Annotated in this window: 24 protein-coding genes; 11 read left to right on the forward strand and 13 right to left on the reverse strand. The window is 71.5% G+C overall.

What is annotated here, in order from left to right; all coding sequences use genetic code 11:
- Nucleotides 1–217: 217 nt before the first annotated feature.
- On the forward strand, nt 218–544 hold the full coding sequence (locus tag WME98_RS29360; RefSeq protein WP_437945039.1) for a hypothetical protein: 327 nt from the start codon (nt 218–220) through the stop codon (nt 542–544).
- An 88-nt stretch (nt 545–632) separates the two neighbouring features.
- Here WME98_RS29360 and WME98_RS29365 read toward each other — a convergent pair whose 3' ends face one another.
- The 3 genes from WME98_RS29365 to WME98_RS29375 all read right to left on the reverse strand — a co-directional run bounded on the left by WME98_RS29365 (nt 633) and on the right by WME98_RS29375 (nt 1,654).
- Nucleotides 633–869: a hypothetical protein gene (locus tag WME98_RS29365; RefSeq protein WP_437945040.1), complete on the reverse strand. Its 237-nt coding sequence runs from the start codon at nt 867–869 to the stop codon at nt 633–635.
- Nucleotides 866–1,192, reverse strand: coding sequence for a hypothetical protein (locus WME98_RS29370; RefSeq protein ID WP_437945041.1), 327 nt, complete (start codon nt 1,190–1,192; stop codon nt 866–868). Before WME98_RS29370 ends, WME98_RS29365 begins: the two co-directional genes overlap by 4 nt.
- Nucleotides 1,193–1,258: 66 nt before the next feature.
- Nucleotides 1,259–1,654 carry a hypothetical protein gene (locus WME98_RS29375; protein ID WP_437945042.1) on the reverse strand — a complete coding sequence of 132 codons (396 nt, stop codon included), beginning with the start codon at nt 1,652–1,654 and terminating at the stop codon, nt 1,259–1,261.
- A gap of 247 nt (nt 1,655–1,901) precedes the next feature.
- On the opposite strand from WME98_RS29375, the gene WME98_RS29380 reads away from it, so the two are divergent.
- Both WME98_RS29380 and WME98_RS29385 read left to right on the forward strand, forming a co-directional pair.
- Nucleotides 1,902–2,216: a LamG domain-containing protein gene (locus WME98_RS29380; protein WP_437954033.1), complete on the forward strand. Its 315-nt coding sequence runs from the start codon at nt 1,902–1,904 to the stop codon at nt 2,214–2,216.
- A 477-nt stretch (nt 2,217–2,693) separates the two neighbouring features.
- Entirely contained in the window at nt 2,694–3,884 is a 1,191-nt protein-coding gene (locus WME98_RS29385) for a calcium-binding EGF-like domain-containing protein (RefSeq protein ID WP_437945043.1), read from the forward strand.
- A gap of 186 nt (nt 3,885–4,070) precedes the next feature.
- On the opposite strand, the gene WME98_RS29390 is transcribed toward WME98_RS29385, so the two are convergent.
- Nucleotides 4,071–5,027: a LysR family transcriptional regulator gene (locus WME98_RS29390; protein WP_437945044.1), complete on the reverse strand. Its 957-nt coding sequence runs from the start codon at nt 5,025–5,027 to the stop codon at nt 4,071–4,073.
- 73 nt (nt 5,028–5,100) lie between these two features.
- Between WME98_RS29390 and WME98_RS29395 the strand changes: the two genes are divergently transcribed.
- Nucleotides 5,101–6,093: a quinone oxidoreductase family protein gene (locus tag WME98_RS29395; RefSeq protein ID WP_437945045.1), complete on the forward strand. Its 993-nt coding sequence runs from the start codon at nt 5,101–5,103 to the stop codon at nt 6,091–6,093.
- A gap of 67 nt (nt 6,094–6,160) precedes the next feature.
- Here the strand turns inward: WME98_RS29395 and WME98_RS29400 are convergent, their stop codons facing one another.
- From WME98_RS29400 to WME98_RS29415, 4 genes are all read right to left on the reverse strand, one after another.
- Nucleotides 6,161–7,036: a hypothetical protein gene (locus WME98_RS29400; protein WP_437945046.1), complete on the reverse strand. Its 876-nt coding sequence runs from the start codon at nt 7,034–7,036 to the stop codon at nt 6,161–6,163.
- Nucleotides 7,037–7,052: 16 nt separating this feature from the next.
- Nucleotides 7,053–9,470 (reverse strand): TonB family protein, encoded by a 2,418-nt coding sequence (locus WME98_RS29405; RefSeq protein WP_437945047.1) that lies wholly within the window; start codon nt 9,468–9,470, stop codon nt 7,053–7,055.
- Between the two features lie 211 nt (nt 9,471–9,681).
- On the reverse strand, nt 9,682–10,332 hold the full coding sequence (locus WME98_RS29410; RefSeq protein ID WP_437954034.1) for an NADPH-dependent F420 reductase: 651 nt from the start codon (nt 10,330–10,332) through the stop codon (nt 9,682–9,684).
- Between the two features lie 17 nt (nt 10,333–10,349).
- The gene (locus WME98_RS29415; protein WP_437945048.1) at nt 10,350–11,204 is read right to left on the reverse strand and encodes an inositol monophosphatase family protein; all 855 of its coding nucleotides are present in this window, start codon (nt 11,202–11,204) and stop codon (nt 10,350–10,352) included.
- 112 nt (nt 11,205–11,316) lie between these two features.
- On the opposite strand from WME98_RS29415, the gene WME98_RS29420 reads away from it, so the two are divergent.
- Nucleotides 11,317–12,225, forward strand: coding sequence for a LysR family transcriptional regulator (locus tag WME98_RS29420; RefSeq protein WP_437945049.1), 909 nt, complete (start codon nt 11,317–11,319; stop codon nt 12,223–12,225).
- A 218-nt stretch (nt 12,226–12,443) separates the two neighbouring features.
- On the opposite strand, the gene WME98_RS29425 is transcribed toward WME98_RS29420, so the two are convergent.
- Complete coding sequence (locus WME98_RS29425) at nt 12,444–12,701, reverse strand: hypothetical protein (RefSeq protein ID WP_061621162.1); 258 nt, start codon at nt 12,699–12,701, stop codon at nt 12,444–12,446.
- Nucleotides 12,702–13,037: 336 nt separating this feature from the next.
- Here WME98_RS29425 and WME98_RS29430 point away from each other — a divergent pair, with 336 nt between their 5' ends.
- The gene (locus WME98_RS29430) at nt 13,038–15,284 is read left to right on the forward strand and encodes a prolyl oligopeptidase family serine peptidase (RefSeq protein ID WP_437945050.1); all 2,247 of its coding nucleotides are present in this window, start codon (nt 13,038–13,040) and stop codon (nt 15,282–15,284) included.
- A 92-nt stretch (nt 15,285–15,376) separates the two neighbouring features.
- Here the strand turns inward: WME98_RS29430 and WME98_RS29435 are convergent, their stop codons facing one another.
- A complete protein-coding gene (locus WME98_RS29435; RefSeq protein ID WP_437945051.1) occupies nt 15,377–16,708 on the reverse strand; it encodes a trypsin-like serine protease in 1,332 nt (443 codons plus the stop codon).
- A gap of 383 nt (nt 16,709–17,091) precedes the next feature.
- Nucleotides 17,092–17,421, reverse strand: a complete 330-nt coding sequence (locus tag WME98_RS29440; protein ID WP_437945052.1) for a hypothetical protein — start codon at nt 17,419–17,421, stop codon at nt 17,092–17,094.
- A 237-nt stretch (nt 17,422–17,658) separates the two neighbouring features.
- Here WME98_RS29440 and WME98_RS29445 point away from each other — a divergent pair, with 237 nt between their 5' ends.
- From WME98_RS29445 to WME98_RS29460, 4 genes are all read left to right on the forward strand, one after another.
- Nucleotides 17,659–19,023: an ABC transporter substrate-binding protein gene (locus WME98_RS29445; protein WP_061629719.1), complete on the forward strand. Its 1,365-nt coding sequence runs from the start codon at nt 17,659–17,661 to the stop codon at nt 19,021–19,023.
- Nucleotides 19,023–20,006 carry a carbohydrate ABC transporter permease gene (locus tag WME98_RS29450; RefSeq protein WP_437945053.1) on the forward strand — a complete coding sequence of 328 codons (984 nt, stop codon included), beginning with the start codon at nt 19,023–19,025 and terminating at the stop codon, nt 20,004–20,006. The genes WME98_RS29445 and WME98_RS29450 overlap by 1 nt, the downstream gene beginning before the upstream one ends.
- Nucleotides 19,999–20,841 (forward strand): carbohydrate ABC transporter permease, encoded by an 843-nt coding sequence (locus WME98_RS29455; protein ID WP_437945054.1) that lies wholly within the window; start codon nt 19,999–20,001, stop codon nt 20,839–20,841. Before WME98_RS29450 ends, WME98_RS29455 begins: the two co-directional genes overlap by 8 nt.
- A 248-nt stretch (nt 20,842–21,089) precedes the next feature.
- Complete coding sequence (locus WME98_RS29460; protein WP_437945055.1) at nt 21,090–21,890, forward strand: hypothetical protein; 801 nt, start codon at nt 21,090–21,092, stop codon at nt 21,888–21,890.
- A 157-nt stretch (nt 21,891–22,047) separates the two neighbouring features.
- Here WME98_RS29460 and WME98_RS29465 read toward each other — a convergent pair whose 3' ends face one another.
- Together WME98_RS29465 and WME98_RS29470 are read right to left on the reverse strand one after the other, a co-directional pair.
- A complete protein-coding gene (locus WME98_RS29465; protein ID WP_437945056.1) occupies nt 22,048–23,082 on the reverse strand; it encodes a Kelch repeat-containing protein in 1,035 nt (344 codons plus the stop codon).
- 150 nt (nt 23,083–23,232) lie between these two features.
- Nucleotides 23,233–24,201 carry a LysR family transcriptional regulator gene (locus tag WME98_RS29470; protein ID WP_437945057.1) on the reverse strand — a complete coding sequence of 323 codons (969 nt, stop codon included), beginning with the start codon at nt 24,199–24,201 and terminating at the stop codon, nt 23,233–23,235.
- A gap of 130 nt (nt 24,202–24,331) precedes the next feature.
- On the opposite strand from WME98_RS29470, the gene WME98_RS29475 reads away from it, so the two are divergent.
- Nucleotides 24,332–24,964: a DUF6151 family protein gene (locus WME98_RS29475; RefSeq protein WP_437945058.1), complete on the forward strand. Its 633-nt coding sequence runs from the start codon at nt 24,332–24,334 to the stop codon at nt 24,962–24,964.
- The last annotated feature ends 11 nt before the right edge of the window (nt 24,965–24,975 follow it).

Genomic DNA, 24,975 nt, shown 5'->3' on the forward strand with positions numbered 1-24,975 from the left:
GCCCGTCTCAGATCCCGACCACTGCGTCCCGAGCTGGCCCCATGAGGCTGCAAAAAACCTCGAAAGCTGGCCCCATGACCCTGCAAAAAACCGGGTCACGCCCCCGCGCGGGTGGCCCCATCCTCCTGCGTTTGGGGTGGCCCCATGACCCTGCAAAAAACGCCGTCAGGTGGCCCCATGAGGCTGCAAACCGGCAGAGCCCGTCGCGCTTGATGTGATGCTCGATCGGCTGCTCCGGATCGGTTGCGTGCGCGCGCCGGCAGCGAACAGCTGGTGCCCGGTCAGCGTCGACGAGTTGCCCTCCCAGAGGCGCCTCACCATCTACCCGAATGGATCCGCATGCTTTGGGCCGTACAGCTTCTGGGTCGATGGGCGCAAGCTCCACGCCACGAAAGACATCCGGGGTGAGCGCGACGACGAGAAGTTCAAGGCAGAAGTCCGAGCGGACGTGGTCAAGCTCGGCGGCTTTGTGAAGATCGTCGAGCGGACCTGGAGGATCAAATCGCGGGTAGTGGTCAACTTTGCCCAGGGAGAGTCCACATGAAGGCGGGAAGGCGGGAAGATTATTAATGTTTGCTTCCCGCCTTCATGTTTAAATTTGACCACTACCAAATCGCGCGACGCTGGAGGCATCATGTACAGATGTCAACGCCGTCGATCCAGGCTTCATCGCCGAGGACGTCGAGATCAGGCACAAGAAGATGAAGCTCCGCTTCAAGTGCCAGGGCGCGGCCCGCCGCCCGAACTCGGCCCAGCTCGCGCTCGCCGAGGCGAACCTCGTCTTCCTCGGCCAGCTCCTCGGGCAGGCGGTGTCGGTGGTGCTCCGGGGGACGTGGGCGAAGAAAACCTCGGTGGAGGACCAGCGTCATTGGATGCAGCCTGAGCCGACAACGCCGGGGTCCGCCACGGCGCCGGTGACCGCGTCTACATGTATTTGGACGTGGCGTTTATTTTTGCATTCGTCGCCCCAGCCGACGCCGACTACGTATGCGAGCGTCTCGTTGGCAATACCGAACATCGGCTGGCTCCCGGACGTCGCGTCGTCCGGCGCGCCGTGCAGGCACCGCGCCGCGAGCAGCCCGACGCGCTTCGCGTCCTCACTGGACATCGTCGTCGTCACCTTGGAGAGGTCGAAGAACGGCCCGACCGTGATCTGCGCGCGTAGGCCCTCGGGCTCGCTGCCACTCTCCATCTCGTACGCTTGCAATGCGCCGTCGAGGTCGCTCTTGTAGTAGACGAGCTGTGTCCCGCGGTAGGATCAGGAGACGTGGATGGTCAGGCGGTCCGGCTGCTGCCGCAGAACGGGCGGCGCGTCCGGCGTCAGCCCGAGCGCGGTGAGCACGCCGGTGATGTCGCTCTCGGCGCGCGAGCCGTCGAGGGGCGTGAAGTGACGCTTGCTCCACCAGCGCAAGAGCAGGAAGCGCCCGTTTTCGTCGTTGTAGCGCTCGACGCGCCCCTCGCCCGTGTCCCAGCGCGTGACCGGACGCCCCGTGAAGTCGGTCGCCGCGCGCGGCCCCTGGGTCACGGGGTCACCCGCGGCCTTCGCGAGGGCCCGCGCGAGCGCGTCGGGCGAGCCCGCGAGCATGCCGGCCAGGGGCGCGTTGCGCGAGAGGCGCGCGGCGGCGAGCGCCTGGCAAGTTGTGAGCGCGGACATCGTCGGCGGAGCGCAGCCGGCGAGGAGCAGGACAAGCAGAAGTGTGGCACCAATGGGATGACAACGAGTGGTAGCGACAGCCAACATGATGTCGAAGTCTACCTGTCCCGGGGAGGAAGCGAAAGTCTGACCGGCTGAGCTCAACAGCAACGGCGGCGGCGATCTCATCGGCAACCGGGTAGCCGGGGGCGCCTGCAACTTCCTCTCGGGGCGGCTCAGCGGCGCGTCCTCCGGGACGTCCGTCGAGATCTACCAGGACCGGGCGGGCACGAACGGCAACTCCGTCAGCCTCTCGCCGTCGCCGCTCAATAGCGGGACCTGGCACCACGTCGCTTACACGCGCAGCGGGACCTCGCTGAAGATGTTCGTCGACGGGGTGCAGATCGGCAGCGGGACCAGCGCCGCGACGACCAACCTCACGGGCGCGAGCTCGTTCCGCATCGGCCGCAGCTTGCCCTCCTGCCTGTCGAACTTCTACAGCATCCCGGCTTCGTTCGACGACGTGCGGACCTACAGCCGCGCGCTCGGCGCCTGTGACGTCGCCGCGCTGGCGACGCCGTAACCCCCCGCGGCAGCCGGGCGGATGTGATGACCATCCGTCCGCTCGAGCTGCCGCGCGCCGTCGCTCCTGGCCTCCCTCGGTCGCTCCGGCCGAGACCCGAGGTGCGGGAGGGCCCGCGCACGGCGGCGCGCGCGATTTGCCGTGACAGGGCATCGTGCCGGGCGACCATCCCAGGCTCACGAAAGGGGCATGCATGGCAAACGAAGCAGCTCGCGAGTCGCTCCTCGATCTTCACGTCTTCACCACGGGCCGGCGGGTCTTCGCGCTCCAGCAGGTGCGGCGCGGTCGACGCGAGCGCGGAGATGTCGGGCTGCGGCGCGGAAACCCGCCACGATACCACGTCCGCTCTCTCCTGACAATCCCCACAAGGTCGGGGTACCGGTCGGCCGGCTCCGCGATCCACCCTACGCCGTCAGTCACTTCCCGGCGTTGCCCGGCCCTCCTGCCGGTGCCCGACCCGGGAGCTGGAGAGCGCCCATGAACCATGAAAGAACGCTTCTGCACACCGCCTTCCTCCTCCCCGCTTTCGCCGTGAGCGGCCTCGTGCTCCTCGCGGGCGGCTGTTCGCAGCCGGTGGGGACCGACGAGCACCACGGCGCGGACGAGGCCGCGCTGACCGCGGCGCAGTGCAGCTACTTCGACGTCAACGGCACGACCACCATCTGCCACCACACCGGCTCGGCCAAGCACCCCTACACCATCATCAAGACCAGCGAGCAGGGCTGCATCAACGGGCACGCCGGCCACGCGCACGACTACGTCGCCGTCGGCGATCCGACCTGCCAGGGCGGCGGCTGTCTCCCCGTGAACGCGCCGTGCGACGCCACCCTCCCGTGCTGCGAAGGCCTCTTGTGCCAGAGCGGCACCTGCATCGACCCCTGCGCCGCGGCCCCCTGCCAGAACGGCGGCGCCTGCGCGGCGACCGAGAGCGGGTACACCTGCACGTGCGCGCCCGGCTTCACGGGGACGAACTGCGAGATCGACATCGACGAATGCGCCGCGAATCCGTGCGTCACCGGCGTCTGCACCGATCAGGTCAACGGTTACACCTGCGACTGCGCGCCCGGCTGGACGGGGGCGAACTGCGACACCGAAATCGACGAATGCGCCGCGAGCCCGTGCGTCAATGGCGACTGCGTCGACGGAACCAACCAGTACGAGTGCCTCTGCTATCCCGGCTGGACGGGGACGAACTGCGAGACCCAGCTCTGCGTCCCCACGACCTGCGCCGCGCAGGGCGCGACCTGCGGCTCGATCGCCGATGGCTGCGGCGGGACGCTCGACTGCGGCTCGTGCGCGTCGGGCTTCACCTGCCAGAGCGGCACCTGCCAGCCCCCGGCGCCGACGTGCCCGTGTGAGACGCTGGACGCGTGGCAGGCGTTCGTCGCCAATGAGACGGCGTACGCTGATTGCATCGACTACGAGTCATTCAACTACCCGTTCGTCTATCTGAAAGGTCAAACGCACATCACCTGGAACGGAGGAGACCTGGGGACGGGCATCGCCGCGTCGCCCGCGAATGAGCAGCTCGGAGAGCCGCAACAGTGCTCGGGGGTGTGGGCGGGCTACGGCCCCCAGTCCCTGCCGGTCAACGATGCGGAACTGCAGGTCTGCTTGGACCGCATCAGGGAGATCGCCGCCTCCCGCGGCCTGACGTGCGGCCCGTGAGCTGCCACTAGCGCCGCCCAGCGGCGACGCAGGGGCCGAGATCCTCCGCTGATCTCTCGGCGCGGGCGCGGCGCCTGCTTCGCCCGACGGAGGGGCGCGGGCTCCGCGCTCGCTCTGCGCCCCGCGCTTCAGCGTCTCCAGTGCGAGCTTGGCCACGAGGACGCCGCGCCCACCCGCGCTCTTATGTCAGGCGTCGCGCGACCGCCGGGCGGGCGCGGAGGCCGGCCGCGACGCCTGCTGCTCGGCCGCGGCCTCCGCGAGCTGCTCGCGGAGCCACGCGTGCGCCGGGTCGTCCGTGAGCCTGGGGTGCCAGACGGCCGAGAGCGTGAAGCCAGGGAGAGCGAGCGGCGGCCGCGCGACGACGAGCTTCAGCGCAGGGGCGATGTCCCGCGCGACCGCGCCGGCCAGGACGCCGATGAGGTCGGTGCCCGAAAGCAGGTGAGGCGCCATCAGGAAGTGCGGCAGCGTGACGTGGACGTCGCGCTCGAGCTGCTGGGCGGCGAGCGCGCGATCGACCACCCCGACGCGCCCGCCGTGCGGTGAGACGAGCAGGTGCGGCCGCGCGAGGAACGAGCGCAGCGTGCGCGGCGCGGGAGGCTGGCAGACGAGGGCGAAGTCGTCGCGCAGGAGCGGCCGGGACTCGAGCCCGGCCAGCCCGGGCCCCTCCACCGCGAGGCCGACGTGGACCTCGCCCGCGTCGAGCGCCCGGGCGGCGTCGCGCGTCTCGAACGCCAGCACCGCGAGCCTGGCCCTCGGCGCGCGCGCCCGGAGCCGCCGGACGAGCCGCGGCAGCAGCACGTACGCGGCGTAGTCGTTCATGCCCACCCGCAGCTCGTCGCAGAGCGCCGCGGGGTCGAACGCCGGACGGCGGGCGAGCGCCGCCCGCAGGCGGTCCAGGGCCGGGCGCACGTCGCGCCGGAGCTGCTCCCCGCGGGGGGTCAGGAAGAGCGCGCGGCCGCGCCGGACGAGCAGGCGATCGCCGAGCAGCGCGCGGAGCCGGCCGAGGGCATTGCTCGTCGCGGGCTGGCTCAGGCCCACGCGCTTGCCGGCGGCGGTCACGCTGCGCTCCTCGAGCAGCGCCTCCAGGACGACGAGCAGATTGAGGTCGAGCGCGGAGAGATTCACGACGTGAATGCATAGCATCCGGTGCATCCATTGGACGGGCGGACCGCGCGCCCGCACGCTGGGGCCTGTTCAACGCGGAGGGACAGCACGGATGAGAGCTGCATTGTTGGGGCCGGGCCCGGGCGCGGGCGGCGCAGTGATCGGCGAGCGGGAGCTCGGCCCCGTTCCACGCGGGCACGTGCGCGTGCGCGTGGCGTTCGCCGGGGTAAACCACATCGATCTGCTCCTCGCCGACGGGAAGCTCCCCCTGGCGCCGATGCCCGTGGGGCTCGGCCTCGAGCTCGCGGGGACGGTCGAGGCGCTGGGCGAGGGCGCGCGCGGGCCGGCGGTGGGCGCGCGCGTCGTCGCGATGGGCACGCCGCACACCGGCGCGTTCGCCGAGCTCGCCGACGTCGAGGCGCGCCGCGCCGCGCTCGTGCCCGACGGGGTGCCGCTCGACCGCGCCGCCGCGTCGATCGTCAACTACGCGACGGCGTGGGTGCTCCTGCGCGAGCGCGCCCGGATCGCCCCCGGCGAGACGGTGCTCGTGCACGGCGGGGCCGGCGGCGTCGGGACCGCCGCTCTGCAGCTCGCGCGGCACCTCGGCGCGCGCGCGGTGGCGCTCGTCGGCGACGCCTCCAAGGTGGATCATGCGACGCGCAACGGCGCCGCCGCGGTGATCGTCCACGGCCGCGAGGACGTCGCGGCGCGGGCGCGCGCGCTGACCGACGGGCGCGGCGTCGATGCAGCGCTCAACGCGACCGGCGGCGCGACGCTCGCGCGCGACCTCGGCTTGCTCGCCCCCTTCGGCCGCCTCGTGTCCTTCGGCTTCCTCGAAGGGCCGCCGGGCGTCGAGCTCGGCGCCGCGCTCGCGGACGGCTTCGGACGCAGCGTATCGCTCGCCATGAGCGACCTGTTCACGGTGGCCAATGAGGCGCCGGAGCGGTTCTCGAGCACGATGGACGAGGTGCTCGCGCTCGTCGAGCGCGGAGCGCTCGATCCGGTCGTTCACGCGACATGGCCGCTCGAGCGCGTCGCCGACGCGCTCGATGCGCTGCGGGCGCGCGCGGTTCAGGGGAAGATCCTGCTGCGCTGCGCTGCCTGAGGACGCGGCGACGGAGCACCACCAGGACGGGCGCGTCCGGCCTGCCGCGAGGGGCGCCTCGCCGGGCCTACTCCAGGTCGAGGGACGAGCAAGCTTCCGTCCCGTTGAGGTGGCCCACGTTGGCCATGCGCATGTCGATCCACGTGGCGAGGTCGAGCGCCCATTCGCTCGCATAAGCGCCGTCGGGCCGCGCGATGGCCGAGAGCGGTACGTTCACCAGCTCTTGCCGGGTCACCTCGCCGTCGGCGTTTCCATGGGTCGGATGGTTGTCCGCGCCGGCGATGGGGTCGAATCGCACCTGGGCCGCCGCCTCGTCCATGCGATCGAAGAACAGGTGATCGCCGCGGATCGCGAGGTCGGCCCGCTCGGTCGCGCCGGAGCGCACGCGGATCGTCGGGCCCGAGCCCTCTTCCGCGTTCCAGAGCAATCCACCGCTGCAGAAATCCTGGAAGAGGAAGCTCCATCGGAACACCTTGGTCACCGCCCCCTTGGTCGCCTTGCCCTCCACGTACGCGCCGGTCGTCAGCGACTCGACCAGGGCCAGATCCTCGTCGGTCACCCCAGGTCCTAGCCACTCCTCGGCGTCGTAGTACTCGCGCGGCGGGAGGGGCCCGACATGGTAGGTGAAGCCGCACTCCCCGGTGGCGAGGGCCCTGGCGACCTCGTGCTTCCCCGCCACCCGCGCGTCGACGAGCGTGGGCGTGTCCGCGATGGCGGTGACGGCGCACGCGGAGGACTCGTGGGTGGTCACGTACCGCGCCGCGAGCAGGAATTTCGAAAACTCGATGCTCCAGCCGTCGGAGCTCTGCACGCCGCCGACGACGTCGGCCGCGCCCGAGATCGTGTAGACGAGCTCGCCGGGCTCGGGCCTTGTCTCGCTCGGCAGGCAAGCGCCCAGGGCGAGGAGCGCGGCGGTCGAGAGGAGCGAAGCACGGGAGCTCATCGTTTCCCTCCTGGGCTCAGAACCCGCCCTCCACACCGATGCTCGGAATCGTGACAGGGCCGATCGCTTCTCCACCGATCACCTCCTTGTGCGCGGTCACGTTCATCCCTTCGAGGACCGCCGAGAGCCAGCCGCGTTCGCCGATGGACCAGCGCCTCTCGATGCGCGCGTCGAGCCGGTAGAAGGGAGGATCGCGGTCGATCCTCGCTTGCTCGCCCGAGCCGTCGCGCTCCTCGGCGGCGAGCGAGGCGCCCGGGCTGCCCGTGTAGAACAGGAACCTCGCTCCGGCGCGCCAGTGCCGGTCGAGCTGGTAGGTCAGCGCGAGGTTGGCGACGTGGGTCCGGTCGAACGGGGCGGGGGACCGCGAGCGCCCGGCGGCCTGGGTCGAGCGCGACAGCGTGTACGAGGCGAACCCGCCGAGATTCCGGGTGAGGCGGCGCCTCGCGTAGAGCTCGACTCCGTAGCTCGACCCGAGGGTCCGGGGCACGTCCGCGAGGTCGTCGAAGTCGTCCGTCCACCCGTGCGCCACGGCGCCCAGCGCGTCCGTCATGTCGAAGAACGCGTTGTAGAACGCGGTCGCGCCGGCGGTGACCCCCTCGGGGAGATCCGCCTCGACGCCGGCGCTCCCCTGAGCGCTCTTCTGGAGCCCACCGCGCAGGCCCGCCACCTGAACCCCGGGGAGCGGTGCCACGGTCGAGGGCGGCTGATGCGCGACGCCGAACGCGTTCACGAGGCGCAGGCTCTTCGTCACGTCGAGCCGGGACGCGAGCCGGCCATCCACGCCGACGGCCGTCGCGCCGCCGGAGGCGAACAGGTCCGCGCGCACGCCGGCGGTCAGCTCGAACCGGGGCGCGAGCTTCAGGACCACGTCGGCGTGGGCGCCCAGCGCCGCGTCGTCGCGCGAGCCGAACTGCTGCTCGAGCCGCCTGGAGCCCCCGCGGCTGACGGTATAACCGATGATGTCGGTGACGTAGGAGTCCACGGCCCCGTCCACGCCCACGCGGACCTCGGCGTCGGGGTGGACGCGATAGATGACGTCGGCCCGGGTCGCGACCATGCGGTCTCGCGCGGTGCGATTGCCTTCCAGCGCGGTCCGATCGAGCCCGAGGAGCGCGCCGAGCCGCAGCTCGCCGTTCTGAAACCGATGTCGGTACCTGAGGTCGAGGCGGTAGAACTCGACGCCGAACAGGACCGAGAGCCCGTCGTCCCGCTCCTCCCCGAGGAGATCGTACGATCCGAAGCTGAAGACGGTGAGGCGATCGTCCGGCGTGACGTCGTAGGTCAGGCGAGCCTGGTAGTCGCGGTAGTCGATCACCGCGTCCGGCGCGATCAGCGACGCGACCGCCGCCGTGTACGAGTACCGGCCGCCGAGCAGGACGGTCCCACGCCCGTCCGCGAACGGCGCCTCCACCATGGCGCCCGCGTCGAACAGGCGGATGTTCCCCTCGCCGTGGAGCTCGGGCCGCGGCTCCGCGGTCTCTGCCGCCACGATGCCGCCGACATAGCGCCCGTACCGGGCGGGGTAGCCTCCGGGGTAGAGGTCGACGCGCTCGACGAGCGCCGGATGGACGACCGACGGCCCGGCGGCGAAGTGGTACAGGAGCGGGACGCGGACGCCGTCGAGGAGATATCCGACGTTCGCCGGCGGCGCCCCGCGGACATAGAAGTACGGAAGCCCGGAGATGGCGGGGATCACCCCGGGGAGGATCTCGACGGCGCGAAAGGCGTCCCCGAACGCGCCGGGCAGCTGCCGGACCTCGCCGCGCGCGATGGACTGGGTGGCGGGCGGGAGCTGCTCGCCGCGAACGACGACCTCGATCGGCGCCGGGCTAGCGTCCCGGTCTGCCGGGCGGTCGTGACGTGGCGCGGCGCCCGGCGCCGGGGCGGGCGCCGCGTCCGGCGGCGGCGCGGCGGCCTCGCGGGGCGCCGTGAAGTCCACCCGCATCCGGATCTTCGCCGCCACGGCGACGCCGTTCCGGGTCGCAGGCTCGAAACGATAGGCGAGGGCGGCGCGGACGGCGGCGCTGGAGAACGGCTCGTGCTGCTCGACCGGCGCTGCCTCGCGAACAGACCCCTTCGCGTCGACGGTCACGGTGAGGACGACGGCGGCGTCGCCCGTCGCCCCCGGCGGATACGGCGCTTCGGGGGCGGACAGGAGGCGTGGGGGGACCACCGAGCTCTGCGCCTCGGAGGGCGTCGCCGCGGCCTCGCGCGACCCCTGGGGGCCGGCGGCCGGCTGAGCGCCGGCGAGCGCCGGCAGGAGCCACCCCGCCATGCCGAGGAGCCATGGCAGCAGCGAGCCCGCCCCGCGCTTCGTTCGCGAGGCGAGGGGAGGGCCGAGCCGCGCCCGCGGCCCAGGAGCGCGCCCTGGTGCCGCGGCCGGCGCGCGATCCGCGATCTGCAGCCGATGTGTGCCCGGGTAGCGCAGCCTCATCGATGAGCCTATTCCGCGTCACACCCGGGGCCCTTTAACCATGCCTGACGATTTCTCGCGCTCGGCCCCGCGGAGCGGGCGCCATGCCCGCAGCGCGCCGCCGCTTCTATCGCTGCCGGCCGAACGGCGCGGCCGCATCCGCCCGCCCAGCACGAAAGCGACGCGCCCGGTGCGGTTCGCGCGAAGGGAGGCCCCTCGCCGCGCCGCGACGTCACCGGGCGAGCGCGATGGCGAACGGCGCGAGCCCTCGCCGCCGCAGCACCGAGGGGACGAGCAAGGCGGCCGCCTCGGGCCCGCGGGCGGTCGCGATGTCCCCGAGATCCTCGATCCAGTCCGCCGGCCACCCCAGATCGCCGAGGAGCCGCGCGACCACCGCCTTCGCGCTCTCGTCGTTGCCGGAGAGGAACGCGGTCGGGCGGACGCCGAGGCTCGTGGGATCCGCCATGACGGTGAACAGCATCGTGTTCAGCGTCTTGACCACCGCCGTCTCCGGCAGCGCCGCCTGGAGGCGCTCGGCGACGCTGCCGTTCGGGTAAAGCAGGCTGCCGGGCAGGCCGTCCTCGGCGCGCAGCGTCGCATTCGACACGTCGATCAAGATCTTCCCCTTCAGCGCGTCGCGGAGGGCGCCGAGCCGCTCGACGCTCGTGTCTCCGGGGGCGGCGTTGACGACGATCGCGGCCCTCCGCGCGGCCTCCGCGGGATCGCCGAACGCGACGCGCGCCCCCGAAAAGCTCGCCGCCGCGCGCGCGGGGTCCCTGGTGCCGACGGTGACGGCGTGTCCGGCGCTCGCGAGCTTGCCCGCCAGGGCCTTTCCGACCCGGCCCGATCCGAGGATTCCGATGTTTTCCGAGACGCGTTCCATCTTCAAGACCTCTCTCCTCAGCGAACGGTGGACAGGACGGCGACCGCGCCGGCGTGAAGCCCCGGCGCTGCGGCCAGGAAGTTTTCGCTGGTCAGGCGCCACGGATTCCCGCGGGTGTCCGTGACCGGGCCCCCGGCCTCCGCGACGAGCAGCGCGCCTGCGACGAGCCCGGAGAGGACCTGGCTGTATTGCCAGAAGACGTCCATCCGGCCGGCGGCGACCTCCACGAGCTGGAGGGTGGCCGGGACCGAGACGCGCAGCACCAGCGCGCTTCCGAGCATCGCGGCGACCGACTGGCCGATCCGCCGGTGCGTCTCCTGGTCCTCGCCCGGCATGGCCTGGCCGGTCCCGACGAAGGCGGCGTCGAGCGCCGTCTTCGCCGAGGCCCGGAGCCTCCTCGCCCCGAGGTGGGCGCCGGCGCCCTTCCGCGCGGTGTACGTCTCGCCGCGGAGGGGCAGGTGCACCGCCGTCAGGACCGGCTCGTTGTCGCGGACGAGCGTCGCCGTGACGCACCAGTCCGTCATCCCGTGAACGTGGTTGATGTTCCCCTCGACCGCGTCGGTGACCCACCACTCGCCGGGCGGGAGCGGCCCGCGCTCGAGCTCGTCCTCGACCCACCCGGCGCCCGGGCGAGCGCGCGCGAGCGGCTCGCGGAGCGCGTCGAGCGACACCGCGTCGTTGTCGCCGAGGGCGGCGAAGATCTCCTCGCGGCTCCCGAGGCGCGGCGCTGTCGAGAAGCGAGCGACGAGCCGCTCTCCTGCCGCGGTGAGCGCCGCGACGACCGCGGGCAGCAGGGCCTCGTCGTCCGCGCGGGCCGCGCTCGGGTCCCGTCGCATGGAATGGTCGGTCATCGGCTCCGAATGGGTCGACATGAATCCTCCTGGGCGTGCGGCTCGCGCGTCCTCGCGAGCTCCAGCGCGGAGGAGTAAACCCTGGACGTGGTATGTCGTCCAATGCATCCTTGCTATACGAAGGATTACCCAGATGCATGTGGACATGAACCTGCTCACGGCGCTGGACGCGCTGCTCGAGGAGCGGAGCGTCAGCGCCGCCGCGGCCCGATTGCACCTCTCGCAGCCCGCGATGAGCCGGACGCTGGGGCGCATCCGGGACGCCACGGGGGACCCGATCCTCGTGCGCACCGGGCGGACGATGACGCTGACGCCCCGCGCGCTGGCCTTACGCCAGGAGGTCCACGCCCTGGTCCAGCGGGCGCACGCGGTGTTCGCGCCGGAGCGGGCGCTCGACCTCGAGAAGCTCGAGCGGACCTTCACCGTCCGCTGCCACGACGCGCTCACGACGGCGCTCGGTATGCGGCTGCTCTTCGCGGTGCAGGAGCAGGCCCCGCACGTGAAGCTCCGGCTCCTCGGCGAGCCCGCCGGGGACACCGACGAGCTGCGCCACGGGCGCGTCGATCTCGAGATCGGCGCGACGGAGCCGGCCCTCCCGGAGATCCGCGGGGAGTCGATCGGCGAGGATCGCCTCGTCGTGGCCGTTCGCCAGGGTCATCCGCTCGCGCGCGGCCGGCTCACCGCCAGGCGCTACGCGGAGGCGCTCCACGTCACGGTGTCGCGGCGCGGTCGCCTGCGCGATCGGATCGACGACGCGCTGGAGTCCCAGGGGCTCCGGCGGCGCGTCGTCGCGGCGGCCCCCACGACCGCGGCCGCCGCCCATTTCGCCCGCGAGAGCGACCTCGTTGTCGCGCTGCCGGCGCGGGTCTGCGGTCCGATGTTGCGGGCGCTCCACCTCAGCGCCCGGCCGCTGCCGCTCGACGTGCCGGAGGTCCGGATCGTCCAGCTGTGGCACCAGCGCTTCGAGAGCGACAAGGCGCACGCGTGGCTGCGCGGGCTCACGCGCGAGATCGTTCAGGCCATCTGTCGTGGAGAGGCGTAGTTCCGCCCGCCAGAAGTTCGGCCAGGGATCCGGAGCGAGAGTTCAACGCCAAGGCGCAAAGACGCAAAAAAGATTTGTAGTTTTGCGTCTTTGCGTCTTTGCGCCTTTGCGTTTATTTCTCTATCGCTCGTGAGGCAGAACCCTGGCGGGAGTTCTGATCCGCGGAACTGGACCAGGGCGGCGTCCTGGAGCGATCTCCGCTGGTTTTCACTGGATCCTCACGCGCCCTCGTCCGGCGGCGGAGGCCGCTCGCCCGCGGCGACCTGGAGCTCGCGGACGATCGAGAGCAGGGCCGGACAGCAGAAGCGCTCGACCACCGACCCGTCGGAGGCGAGCTCGAACGTCGGCGGCCCGCCGTGCATCGGACAGGCCACGTCGGCGTACTTCGACTCGAGGTCCTTCAGGACGCTGTCGTCGACCTCGCGGACCTCGACGTCGGCGGTCGTGGTCGCTCCCTCGTTCACGTCGTTCGCCATGCGGCGCACGCTAGCACGAAGGGCGCCGCGCCCGGCGCGCGCGGCGCCGCAACCGCGTGGGCTCGGGGAACGCGCCGCCTGAGATCAAGGCACAAAATAGCAGCGCCGCCGGGCGCCTCGGGGGGTAGCGGAGGCCGCCGGCGGAGCTGGCCGGCGGATAAGCATCCTCCGTACCAGACCCTTCCCCCCGGAATTCCCCGCATTTTCTGTCGGGGACATCGACCCGGCGGTTTCGATCCTGCGAGGGCGGCGTTGCAGCGTTGCAGGATCGCGCGGCGCCCGCCGTCGAGCCGATTCTCTTCCGCGGCGGCCGCGGCGGGGGCTAGCTTCGACGGCATGAACCGCCTGCGCCCGATCCCCGCCATCACCCTGGCGCTGCCGCTGCTCGCGGCGTGCAGCGCGCCCGCGCCGAGGCCGCCGGACGAGCCGGCCGCGCCCGCCGCCGCGGCCCCGCCGCCGGCCCTCGCGCCTGCCGCGCCCGCGGCAGGGGGAGCCCGCCTGCCGTACCCGGAGACCCCGAAGCGGCCCGTCACGAACGAGTACCACGGCACCAAGGTCGTCGACCCCTATCAATGGCTCGAGGACTCGAGCTCCCCCGAGGTCCAGCGCTGGATCGAGGACCAGAACCGGCTCACGCGCGGCACCCTCGACGCGCTGCCCGCGCGCGGCGCCGTCCGGGCGCGCGTCGAGGCGATCCTGTCGGCGACCTCCACGAACTACTACGCGGTCGACGACGCCGGCGGGCAGCTCTTCGCCCTCAAGGACCAGCCGCCGAAGCAGCAGCCCTTCCTCGTGGTCATGAAATCCGCGAACGATCCCGGCTCCGAGCGGATCGTCGTCGATCCGGAGGTCGTCGACCCGAAGGGGCACACGACCATCGACTGGTTCGTCCCCTCGCGCGACGGCAAGAAGGTCGCCGTCTCCCTGTCCGAGGGCGGCAGCGAGAACGGCACCGTGCGCGTCTACGACGTCGCGACCGGCAAGGAGACGGGCGACATCGTCCCTTACGCGAGCAGCGGCACGGCGGGCGGCAGCCTCGCCTGGAGCGGCGATGGCAAGGGGTTCTACTTCACCCGCCACCCGCACGCCGGCGAGCGCCCGCAGGAGGACATGGGGTTTTATCAGCAGATCTACTTCCACAAGCTCGGCGCGCCGGAGAAGGAAGACAAGTACTCGCTCGGCAAGGACTTCCCCCGCATCGCCGAGGTGGAGCTCACGACGAGCGACAGCGGCAAGCTCGTGCTCGCCAGCGTGCAGAACGGCGACGGCGGCGAGTACTGGCATTACCTCCTCGACGCCACGGGCAAATGGACCCGCTTCGCCGACCTCCCCGACAAGATCATCCACGCCGAGTTCGGCGCCGACGACCGGCTCTACCTCCTCTCGCGCAAGGACGCGCCGCGCGGCAAGGTGGTGCGCCTCGCGCCGGGCAAGCTCGATCTCGCGAAGGCGGAGCTCGTCGTGCCCGAGAGCGAGGCGGTGATCCAGGATTTCTTGCCCACGAAGGGCCGGCTCTACGTCCGGGATCTGCTCGGCGGCCCGTCCCAGGTCCGCGTCTTCGACCTCAAGGGCAAGGCGCTCGGCATCGTGCCGATCCCGCCGGTGTCCTCGGTGCGGCAGCTCGTGCGCGCGGACGGCGACGACATGCTCTTCCGTGGGATCAGCTTCACCGAGCCGGCGGCCTGGTTCGCGTACGCGGCCAAGGACGGCAAGGTGACGAAGACGCCGCTCGCGATGACGTCCCCGGTGTCCTACGCCGACGTGGAGGTCGTCCGCGAGGCGTGCACCTCGAAGGACGGGACGAAGGTGCCCATCAACATCCTGCGCCGCAAGGACACGGCCCTCGACGGGAGCGCGCCCGCGCTGCTCACCGGATACGGCGGGTACGGGATGAGCATTGCTCCCGGGTTCAACCCGCTCTGGCGGCTGTGGTTCGACCAGGGAGGGGTGTTCGCGGTCGCCAACCTGCGGGGCGGCGGCGAGTTCGGCGAGGCGTGGCACCACGGCGGCAACCTGACGAAGAAGCAGAACGTCTTCGACGACTTCGCGGCCTGCGCCAAGCACCTCGTCGACGGCCGCATGACGCGCCCGGACCGGCTCGCGATCATGGGCGGCTCGAACGGCGGCCTGCTGATGGGAGCGCAGCTCACGCAGCACCCGGAGATGGTCAAGGTGGTGATCTCGCACGTCGGCATCTACGACATGCTCCGGGTCGAGCTCACGCCGAACGGGGCGTTCAACGTGACCGAGTTCGGCACGGTGAAGGACCCGGAGCAGTTCAAGGCGCTCTATGCCTACTCGCCGTACCACCACGTGACGGACGGGACCGCGTACCCGGCCACGCTGCTGCTGACGGGCGCGAACGACGCGCGGGTGGACCCGTTCCACTCGAGGAAGATGGCGGCGCGGCTGCAAGCGGCCACGTCGAGCCCGGCGCCCATACTGCTCAGGGCGAGCGGCTCGACGGGCCACGGCATCGGGACGCCGCTCGGGGAGAAGATCGAGGAGCAAACGGACGTGTTCGCGTTCCTCTTCAAGCACCTCGGGCTCGAGGCGCCGCCGGCGAACGAGAAGCTCCGGTGATGGAGCGGCCGCGGCCGCCCCCCGCTCGGGGTGCGGCCGCGGCCCGGTCATAACGCGCCTCGGTCGAGGCGCCTCGGTTCACGAGATCTCGCCTACCAGGTGCTGAAGTACGCCCACGACTCGTTGCCGGCGGACGCCTGGAAGCAGTAGCCGCCGTTGCGCTTCGCGGGCAGCGAGATGTTGCCGCCGTTGCAGGTCACGGCCGTGCCGTTGACCGAGAACGTGCGGCCGCTCGCGAAGTTGCCGCAGTTGGCGCCGGTCAGGTTCGCCGTGGTCTCGAAGCAGCGCGCGCCGGTGCCGAGGTTGCCCGAGTTGTAGCTCGGGCCCGCGAACGCGGTCGGGCTCGTGCACAGGTTGCTGCACGGCGCCGTCCCGGTGCTGGGCTGGCACACCCCGGCCACGCAGTTCTGGCTCGTGCAGTCCGCGTTGGTGCTGCACGTATCGCCGTTCGCGCAGTCGGCCGCGCACGTGCCGCCGCAGTCCACGTCGGTCTCGGTGCCGTTCTGCACGCCGTCGGTGCAGGTCGGCGCGGTGCCGCCGTTGATCACGCTCACCCCGAGGGACTGGAGCCACGACGTCACCGGGTAGCGCGCCGACGTGTCGAGCCGCGTGTGCCAGTTGGTCTGCGAGGGCGCCGGGCCAGGCCAGCCGGACGGGAACGTGTAATAGGCGTTGACGCCGACGACCACGAGGCTCGTCGAGCTCTGGCGATAGAGCGGGCCGCCCGAGTCGCCGGGGCACAGGCTGGCGTAGCTGGTGCTGCTGGCGTACCCCGGCGTGAGCACGTACGCCGCCGCGACGTCGATGATGCCCTGGCCGGAGACGTAGGAGCCGGGGTGATTCAGGATCGAGGAGGCCGACGCGGTGAGCTCCTGGAGCTTGAAGAGGCCGCCGCCCGAGCCGCTCGGGTCCTCGCAGCCGTAGCCGGTCGCCACGACGGGATCGCCCACCGCGACCGGCGCCCCGTCCACCACGGCGGCCGGGATCGTCGGCGAGAGCTCGTTGACGACGACGAGCGCGAGGTCGGGCGTGTGCCCCGGGTTGAGGACGTTGACCGCGCAATCGGTCGCTCCGTTACTCAGCGCGGCGGCGCAGTCCGCGAGCCACTGCGGGTGGATGTACGTCTGCTCGATCGTCAGCTCGACGTAGGGCCAGATCGGGGGCGTGTTCGTGGCGCTGACCCAGTAGGAGCCGCCCGGCCCGTAGCTCGGGGACACGGTGGCGTTGTACTCGTCATCCACGCAGTGAGCGGCGGTGAGGAAGTGGCGCGGCCCGACCTTCGCCGCGGTGCACCCCGGGCCGAGGACCGTCGACGGATACTCCGATTCGAGCGCCGGTCGCCCCCCGATCAGCGCGTCATCCGCCGCGCTGATCTCCTCGGAGGGCTCGACGTAGCCCTCCACGCTGCAGGCGACCAAGGACAATGAGAGCAAAGCATATACAGGTGCGCGCACTGGTTGCTTCTCCTGTCGCCCCGATGGTCTCGAGCTCCCACGCCCGTTCGCCCGCCTCGCGCTCCGTGCCCGCGGGCCGGCGCCCTCCGTCGGCCGCGCTCGCGCTCGACGCGGCGCGCACGCGCCGTGTCTCGCTCTCCGAGGTGCGAACGTCAGTGGAGGGCGCGTCCCGTGGTGATCCCACGTCGAGCGCAAGGGCAGGCGCGGCCGTCCAGCGGGACCGCCTGCGCGAGGTCTCGTCGTATCGGCGCGACGGCGATGTCTATGTCATTGGAAAGTATCTTTCCAATGAGAACGCAGCATGGACGTCATGCACCGCATGCATGAGCCCGCCGGGTCGCCACGGCGTCGTCTCACCAGGAAGGGTCCCAGGCGAGCCGCCGGAGCGCCTCGCAGAAGGCATCGAGATCGCCCGCCTCGGCGAGCACCTCCCCGACCGGCATGAGGAACATGTTGGCGTGGTCGGGGAAGAACCCTCGACCCGCGGCGAGCTGCCGGCGCCCGAACTCCGTGAGCTCGTCGTGATCGAGCACGAGCCGGCGTAGCCGCCACCGCCCGTCCTCGCAGGTGACGCCGACCTGGAGCGTGGGCCCCCCGATGCGGATCGGGAGCCGGTCGCGGGCGTCCGGGGCGCGGAGCATGGCGATGAGCCGATCGCGGCCCGTGGGCGGAAGAGGCGCCATGCCGCCGAGGCTCCCCGCGCGCCGGCGGCGCGTCAAGCCGGCCGCCGCTGCCCGCGCCCGGATCGGCCCGGGTCGGGCGGCGCGCGCCGCACCCTCTTGGCCGTTGACTCTGAACCGATTAAGTGCTCTCCTCGCGGGTGCTCCCCGTTGCAACCCCGACCGCGCGAGGGGTAGCCTGCCCGGGCTCGCGCGACCCGCGCGACAGGGTGTGAATCTTCAGACGGAGAGGGGGTCACCGTGAGGTCACGCACGATCGAGGCCGTAGCCGCATTTGCCCTGTTCTCCCTCGGAGCCGCCGCGTGCGGCAAGAGCGGGGGCGACGCGCCGTCGTCGTCGCCCTCGCCGTCAGGGTCGGCGGCCGCGGCTTCGCCGGGGTCCGGGCCGGTGACGCTGTCGTACTGGGCGAGCAACCAGGGGCCCAGTATCGAGGACGACAAGAAGGTGCTGCAACCCGAGCTCGACAAGTTCGAGAAGCAGACCGGGATCAAGGTCAAGCTCGAGGTCATCCCCTGGCCGGACCTGCTCAACCGGATCCTCGGCGCCACCACGAGCGGCAAGGGGCCCGACGTCCTCAACATCGGCAACTCGTGGTCTGCGTCGCTCCAGGCGACCGGCGCGTTCCTGCCGTTCGACGACGCCGCGCTCGCCAAGGTCGGCGGCAAGGACCGGTTCATCCCGGCGAGCATGTCCGCCACCGGCGCGCCCGGCCAGCCGCCCGCCTCGGTGCCGCTCTACGGCCTCGCGTACGGGCTCTTCTACAACAAGAAGATGTTCGCCGACGGCGGCGTCGAGAAGCCGCCCGCCACGTGGGCCGAGCTCGTCGCGGTCGCCAAGAAGCTGACCGACGCGAAGAGCGGCCGTTACGGCCTCGCCATCATGGGCGCGAGCTACTCCGAGAACGCCCACTTCGCGTTCATGTTCGGCCGCCAGCAGGGCGCCACGATCTTCGAGGGCAAGCAGGCGCGCTTCGACGACCCGGAGCTCGTCGCCGGCGTCAAGCAGTACATCGACCTGCTCAGCGTCCACAAGGTCGTGAACCCGAGCAACGCCGAGTACGTGAACGACACGCAGATCCTCAAGGACTTCGCCGCCGGCAAGGCGGCGATGCTCATGATCCAGAGCTACGCCGCCACGGCGATCGAGCAGAATGGCCTCGCCCGCGACGCCTACGGCGTGGCGCCGATCCCGCTGCCCGACCCGCTGCCCGCGAACGGCAAGCGGGTGAACAGCCACGTGGCCGGCATCAACATCGCCGTCTTCGAGGACAGCAAGCACAAGGACGCCGCGCTCAAGCTCGTCGCGTTCATGACGAGCCCCGAGGAGCAGCGGATCCTGAACGCCGCCTTCAACTCGCTGCCGGTCGTGACCGAGGCCTACTCCGATGAGCGGTTCAAGACCGCGAACATCCAGGTGTTCCAGAAGGTGCTCGCCGAGACGGCGGAGTCGATGCCGATGATGGAGGAGACGACGCAGTTCGAGACGCTGGTGGGCACGGCCATGAAGGATCTCCTGGCCGAGGCCGCCTCCGGCAAGGCGGTGGACGAGGCCGCGATCCGCGCCAAGCTGACCAAGGCCAACCAGCAGATGGTGAGCGGCAAGTAATGCGGGAGGGCGGCGCGGGAGGCGCCGGGGGAGAGGCGCCCGCCGGGGCGGCGCACGGCGCCGCGGGGCCGCGGGCGGGCTCGCGCTGGCCGCGGGCGTTCCCGTACGTGCTCCTCTTGCCCGCGCTCGCCGCCGAGCTCGCCGTGCACATCGTCCCGATGTTCGTCGGGGCGTGGATGAGCTTCCTCCAGCTCACGCAGCGCTACATCCGCAACTGGGGCAAGGCGCCGTTCGCGGGGCTCGCCAACTACCGCATCGCGGTCGACTTCGGCTCTCCGATCGGCGTCGAGCTCCTGCGGTCCTTCGCGATCACGGTCGCCGTCAGCGTCCTCGTGGTCGGCGGCTCGTGGCTCCTCGGCACGGCCGCCGCGGTCGCGCTGCAGAAGCCGTTCCGCGGCCGCTCGGCGCTGCGGACGCTGTTCCTCATCCCGTTCGCGATGCCGATCTTCACCGGCGTCATCACGTGGAGCTTCATGCTCCAGCGCGACACGGGCATCGTGAACACGGTGCTCGTCGACCAGCTCGGCCTCGTCCAGGATCGCCCGTTCTGGCTGCTCGGTGGCAACAGCTTCCTCAGCCTGGTGGTGGTGGCGATCTGGCGGACGTGGCCGTTCGCCTTCCTCACGGTGACGGCGGGCCTCCAGGCCATCCCGTCGGACCTCTACGAGGCGGCCAGCGTCGACGGCGCCGGCCCGTGGACGCGCTTCCGGTCGATCACGCTCCCGATGCTCCGGCCGGTCAACCAGGTGCTCTTGCTCGTCCTGTTCCTGTGGAGCTTCAACGACTTCACGACGCCTTACACGCTCTTCGGGCGGGCGGCGCCGCCGGAGGCCGACGTGATCGCCATCCACATCTACCAGGCGTCGTTCATCACCTGGAATTTCGGGCTGGGCTCGGCGATGTCCGTGCTCCTCGTGGGCTTTCTGCTCGTCGTCACGACAGGCTATCTCTTGATCACCGGCAGGAGCGCTCGCCATGCGTGAGGCTGCGTGGGTCGCCTGGCTGCGGCGCGCCGTGCTCGCGGCGCTCGCGCTCTTCACCGTCGTCCCGCTCTACGTGATGCTGATCTCGGCGATCAAGCCGCTGCGCGACGTCCAGGGGCCGTTCACCTGGGTGCCGACGGAGGTCACGCTCCAGCCGTTCGTCGACATGTGGCGGACGGTGCCGCTCGCGCGCTACTTCGTGAACAGCGCCGTCGTCGCGGCGGCCGCGACGGTGTTCTCGGTGGCGCTGGCGATCCTCGCCGGGTATGCGGTGAGCCGGTACCGTTTCCGGGGCCGGCGCGCGTTCCTCACCACCGTGCTGTCGACGCAGATGTTCCCCGGGATCCTCTTTTTGCTCCCGCTCTTCCTCCTCTTCGTCACGATCGAGCGGTCCACCGGGCTCGCGCTGCACGGGACGCGGCTCGGCCTCATCCTCACGTACCTGACGTTCTCGCTGCCGTTCTCCATCTGGCTCATCGCCGGGTATTTCGACACCATCCCGCGCGAGCTCGACGAGGCCGCCCTCGTGGACGGCGCCGGGCCGCTCACCGCGCTGCTCCGGGTCGTGCTCCCGGCGGCCAAGCCGGGCGTGGTCGCGGTCGCGATCTACGCCTTCATGACCGCGTGGGGAGAGGTCCTGTTCGCCTCCGTGCTCACCGACGACGACGGCCGCACCCTGGCCGTGGGGCTGCAAGGGTATGCGACGCAGTCGAACATCTACTGGAACCAGGTCATGGCGGCCTCGGTGGTCGTCAGCGTGCCCGTGGTGGCCGGGTTCCTCCTGCTCCAGCGCTACCTCGTCCAGGGGCTCACCGCGGGCGCCGTGAAGACATGACCGGGCGAGACGGGGGGGGCGGCGCCCCGTCCGGACCATGAACGGGCAGTCACAGCCGCCGCGTCGCCCCGGCGTCACGCCTGGCCGCTGCGCGCTCGCGCGCGCGGCTCTCCGGCGGTCCGAGCGCCGGACCGCGAGGCACGTGGCTTGCTTGGTGGCCGGCGGTCGATTCACCGACGACGAGCGCTCGTCGCTGCGCGACGCGCTCGGCGCGTATCCTATCCCCTCCACTTTCCAGGAGCGCCTTCGTGTCGAACCCCACGGTCAACTGCTCGCCCCGAGAGGCGGCGATCTCGCGACGCCCTGCGATGTCGTCCGCGCTGGGCGCTCTCCTGATGGGCTGGCTTTGCGCGGGCTGCGTGCAGCTCGAGCTCGATCCCAAGTTCGCCCCCCGGGCGGAAGAGCTGCCGACGGAGAGGCCCTCTGGCTTCTTTCCGCCTGAGTACCTCCGCATCGGCCCCTACCGCGTGACCGCCATCGACTACGAGCGCAGCAGGGGTGTTGCCCTGATGAAGCTCGGCTCGGCGAAGGTGAGCCATGACAGCCGCTGGCGGCTCCGCGCCGCCATGACCGGGCCCGACATGCCGGCGGGCAGCATCGATTGCGCCGGACCGCGCGACCCCTGGAGGAACCGCGGCTCGCGTCAGCTCGGTTGTCGTCTGCACGACGGCACGCGCGCCTGGGCGATGCGGTTCGACGTCGAGCTGAAGACCACCTGGCCGAAAGAGCCCGAGTGGGTGCCCGAGTGGGTGAAGGAGATGCGCAAGATCGGGGGACCCAAGCCCGAACCGCGTGAACTGCTCGACTGGGACGCGCTCCTGCGCAGCGAGGACGAGCGCGTCCTGTGGGTCGAGTGGGCGCACCAGACGGTGCGCCCGAGCAACGTCGGCGGCTACTACGTGCTGGCCGATGGCGGCATCCTCGGGGCGGTCGACATCACCCCGGGCTCTCGGCGCTCGTACATCGCTCGCAACGCGCCTTCCGCGCTGCGTCCGTCGGTCGCCGTGACCGTCGCCGCCATCCACCTGCTCGTCGAGGTGGATTCCTGAAGCGCGGCGTAGAGGAAGACGTAGCGCTCCGTCGCCCGGGCGCTCGCGCCCGGATGTCCGGCGCCACGATATCTCCGTCCGGGCGTGGATCTGCTCACCCCTCGAACGCTCCAGCGCTGGAACACGGTCGTTACGGCCTCGCGCGGTCGCGCCCCGCTCAGGGCATGAACGCATCCGTGACGTCGGTCGAGCCGAAGCCTTGCTGGGTCCCGCCGCCGGGAACGTAGATCGCCCCGTCGACGGCGACCGCGCCGGTGCCGTGGCGCGGCGTCGTCATCGGCGCGAGCACCTGCCACGCGTCGCGCGCGGCGTCGTAGGCCTCGTTGTCGTCGAAGACGCCCAGCGCGCCCGGCTCCTCGTTGCCCTCGCCGCCGATGACGTAGATCGTCTCGCCCTCCACGGCCGCCGCGACGCCGCCGCGCGCCGTCGGCATCGGCGCGCGCGTCGACCAGGCGCGCTCCGAGAGGTCGTACGCGAACACGGTGTCCTTCACGTTCCCCTGGCCGTTCGCCCGGCCGCCGAGCACGTAGAACGTCGAGCCCACGACCGCGCCGCCGACGTGATCGCGCGGCTCGGGCAGGTCCGGCAGCGCCTCCCAGGCGCCGGTCACGACGTCGTACGAGGAGACGTCGAGCACCGTGTCCTGGAAGCGGGGCGTCAGCGAGCGCAGCCCGCCCGCGAGGTAGATCTTCGTGCCCTCCACGCCGACGGCCGCGCTCCCGCGCTCGGTCCCCACCGGCATGGGCTCGATCTCCGTCCACGTATCGGACTCCGGATCGTACTCGAACGCATTTCCGACGGCCGTCCAGGGGAACTCGCCGATCATGCCGCCGAGCAGGTAGATCTTGCCGTGCAGGGCAGCGACGTTCGGGTGATTCAGGGCCATCGGCAGCGGCGCGGCCTCGGACCACGCGTCCTCGCGAGGATCGTAGACCTCGACGCGCCCGGTGTTGAGCAGCTCGCCGCCGACGCCCGCGATGACGTAGACCTTGCCGTCTAGCGCGACCACGCCGTGCTCCTGGCGCGGGCCGCCCGCGATCGGAGCGAGCCCGCGCCAGCCCGGGCGCGCGCCCTGGTCAACGCCGTCGCCGGAGGCCGCGCTGCCCTCGCTCCCGCCCGACCCGTCGTCGGCGCACGCGGCCGCGGCCAGGGAGAGGCAGAGAGAGAAGCCGAGCGCGGTGATGGATCGCATGGTGTTCTTTCCTTTCGGTGGCTCGCGAGGCCCCGTGCCTCGCGGATCGCGGCGGCGCGTAGCGCCGCGCGACGGCCTGCCGTCGTCGGACCAGAGCGTAATGGCGGCCCCGCGGACGGTCCACGCCGCGGCGCGCCCGACTGGCTGTTACTATCTATCGATGGTGTCGATAGGCCGGCCGGCGGCCGCGCGCGGCGTCCCGGCGTGGATCTCGCGACAGATCTCGGAGATGCACCTGCGGAGCCAGACGTGCGCGGGATCCTTCTGCCGTGTTGCGCTGAAGAGGCATGAGAACGAAAAGGGCGGGATCGCGAGCGGCGGCTCGATCACGCGGAGGCGGAGGAGCGGCGCGGTCGCGTGGACGAAGCTGCTCGGAAGCGTCGCGATGAGGTCCGTCTGCGCGACGACGAACAGGGCCGCCGAGAAGTGCGGGACCCGGAGCACGACGCGCCGGCGGTGCCCGAGCCGCGCGAGCTCGTCGTCCAGAGGGCTCCCGGGCAGCTCGTAGGGCGCGACAAGGACATGGGCGGCGGCGGCGTACGCGTCGAGCGTGATGCGCTCCCCGAGGTCGGGGTGGTCGCGGTGCGCGATGCACACGAACGGCTCCTCCAGCAGCCGCTGCATCACGAGGCCGGAGAGCGGCTGGAACCTCACGCCGAGCGCCACGTCGATCTCGCCCGACTGGACCGCCCGATCCACATCCATCCTGAAGGAGCGCAGCACGACATCGACGCCGGGCGCCTCGCGGCGCAGCCGCGCCATGAGCGGCGGCAGCATCAGGACCACGGCCCAGTCAGGCGCGGAGAGCGTGAACGTCCGCTCGAGGCGCGACGGCTCCACGCCCGCCGTCGGCTCGAGGAGCTGCTCCAGCGCGTCGAGCTGCGCGCGCAGCGGCGCCGCGAGCTCCTCGGCGAAGCTCGTCGGCCGGAGCGCGGTTCCGGTGCGGACGAAGAGCGGATCGCCGAACACCTCGCGGAGCCGGCCGAGCGCGTGGCTCACCGACGACTGCGCCCGACCGAGGCGCTTCGCCGCGACGACGGTGCTCTGGCTCCGGAGCAGCTCGTCGAGCACGACAAGCAAGTTCAGATCCAGAGAGGCGAGGCGGGCGCGGCGGCTCATCGTGCGAGCAATAACACTGCCAGCCGCGGTCCTGGTCGCGCCGCGGCGCCGGCGGTCGCCAGCGGCTCAGGGGAGGCGCGCGCGTCGAGAAGCGCGCGCGCCGCGCGTCAGAACATGATATGTGGGCTCCATGTCCCGAGATATCGAGCTCCAGTGTCGTTGCGGAAAGCTCCACGGATGGCTGCGCGATGCGTCGCCGAGCACGGTGAACCGCGCCATCTGCTACTGCGCCGACTGCCAGGCGTTTCTGCACCACCTCGGCCGCGCGGACCTGCTCGACGAGCACGGCGGCTCGGACATCGTGCAGGTCCCTCCGTCGGCGATCTCGTTCGACCGCGGCGCCGAGGTCATCGCCGCCGTGCGCCTCACGCCGCGGGGCCTGTATCGGTGGTACGCGAGCTGCTGCAAGACGCCGCTCGGCAACACGCCGACGCCGCGGCTGCCGGTCCTCGGCATCACCACCGAGCTGTTCCAGCAAGCGCCGAGCGCGAGCCCGTGCGACGAGGTCTTCGGCCCGCCGCGCGGCGGGATCTTCGGCAAGTTCGCGATCGGCGAGCCTCCGCCCGGGACGGTGAAGCCGAACGTGCCCCTGCTCGCGCGCACGATCGGGAAGGTGCTCGGCTGGAAGATCCGCGGCAAGACGTGGCCGCACCCGTTCTTCGATCGCGCGAGCGGCAATCCGAAGTACCCGGTCACGGTCCTGCCCCAGGCCGAGCGCGACGCGCTGCGCCCGCTGTGCGGCCCGCGCCCCGCGAGCGCGTGACGGCGTGATTT

The organism is Sorangium sp. So ce296 (assembly GCF_051529605.1).
Taxonomy (GTDB): domain Bacteria; phylum Myxococcota_A; class Polyangia; order Polyangiales; family Polyangiaceae; genus Sorangium; species Sorangium cellulosum_D.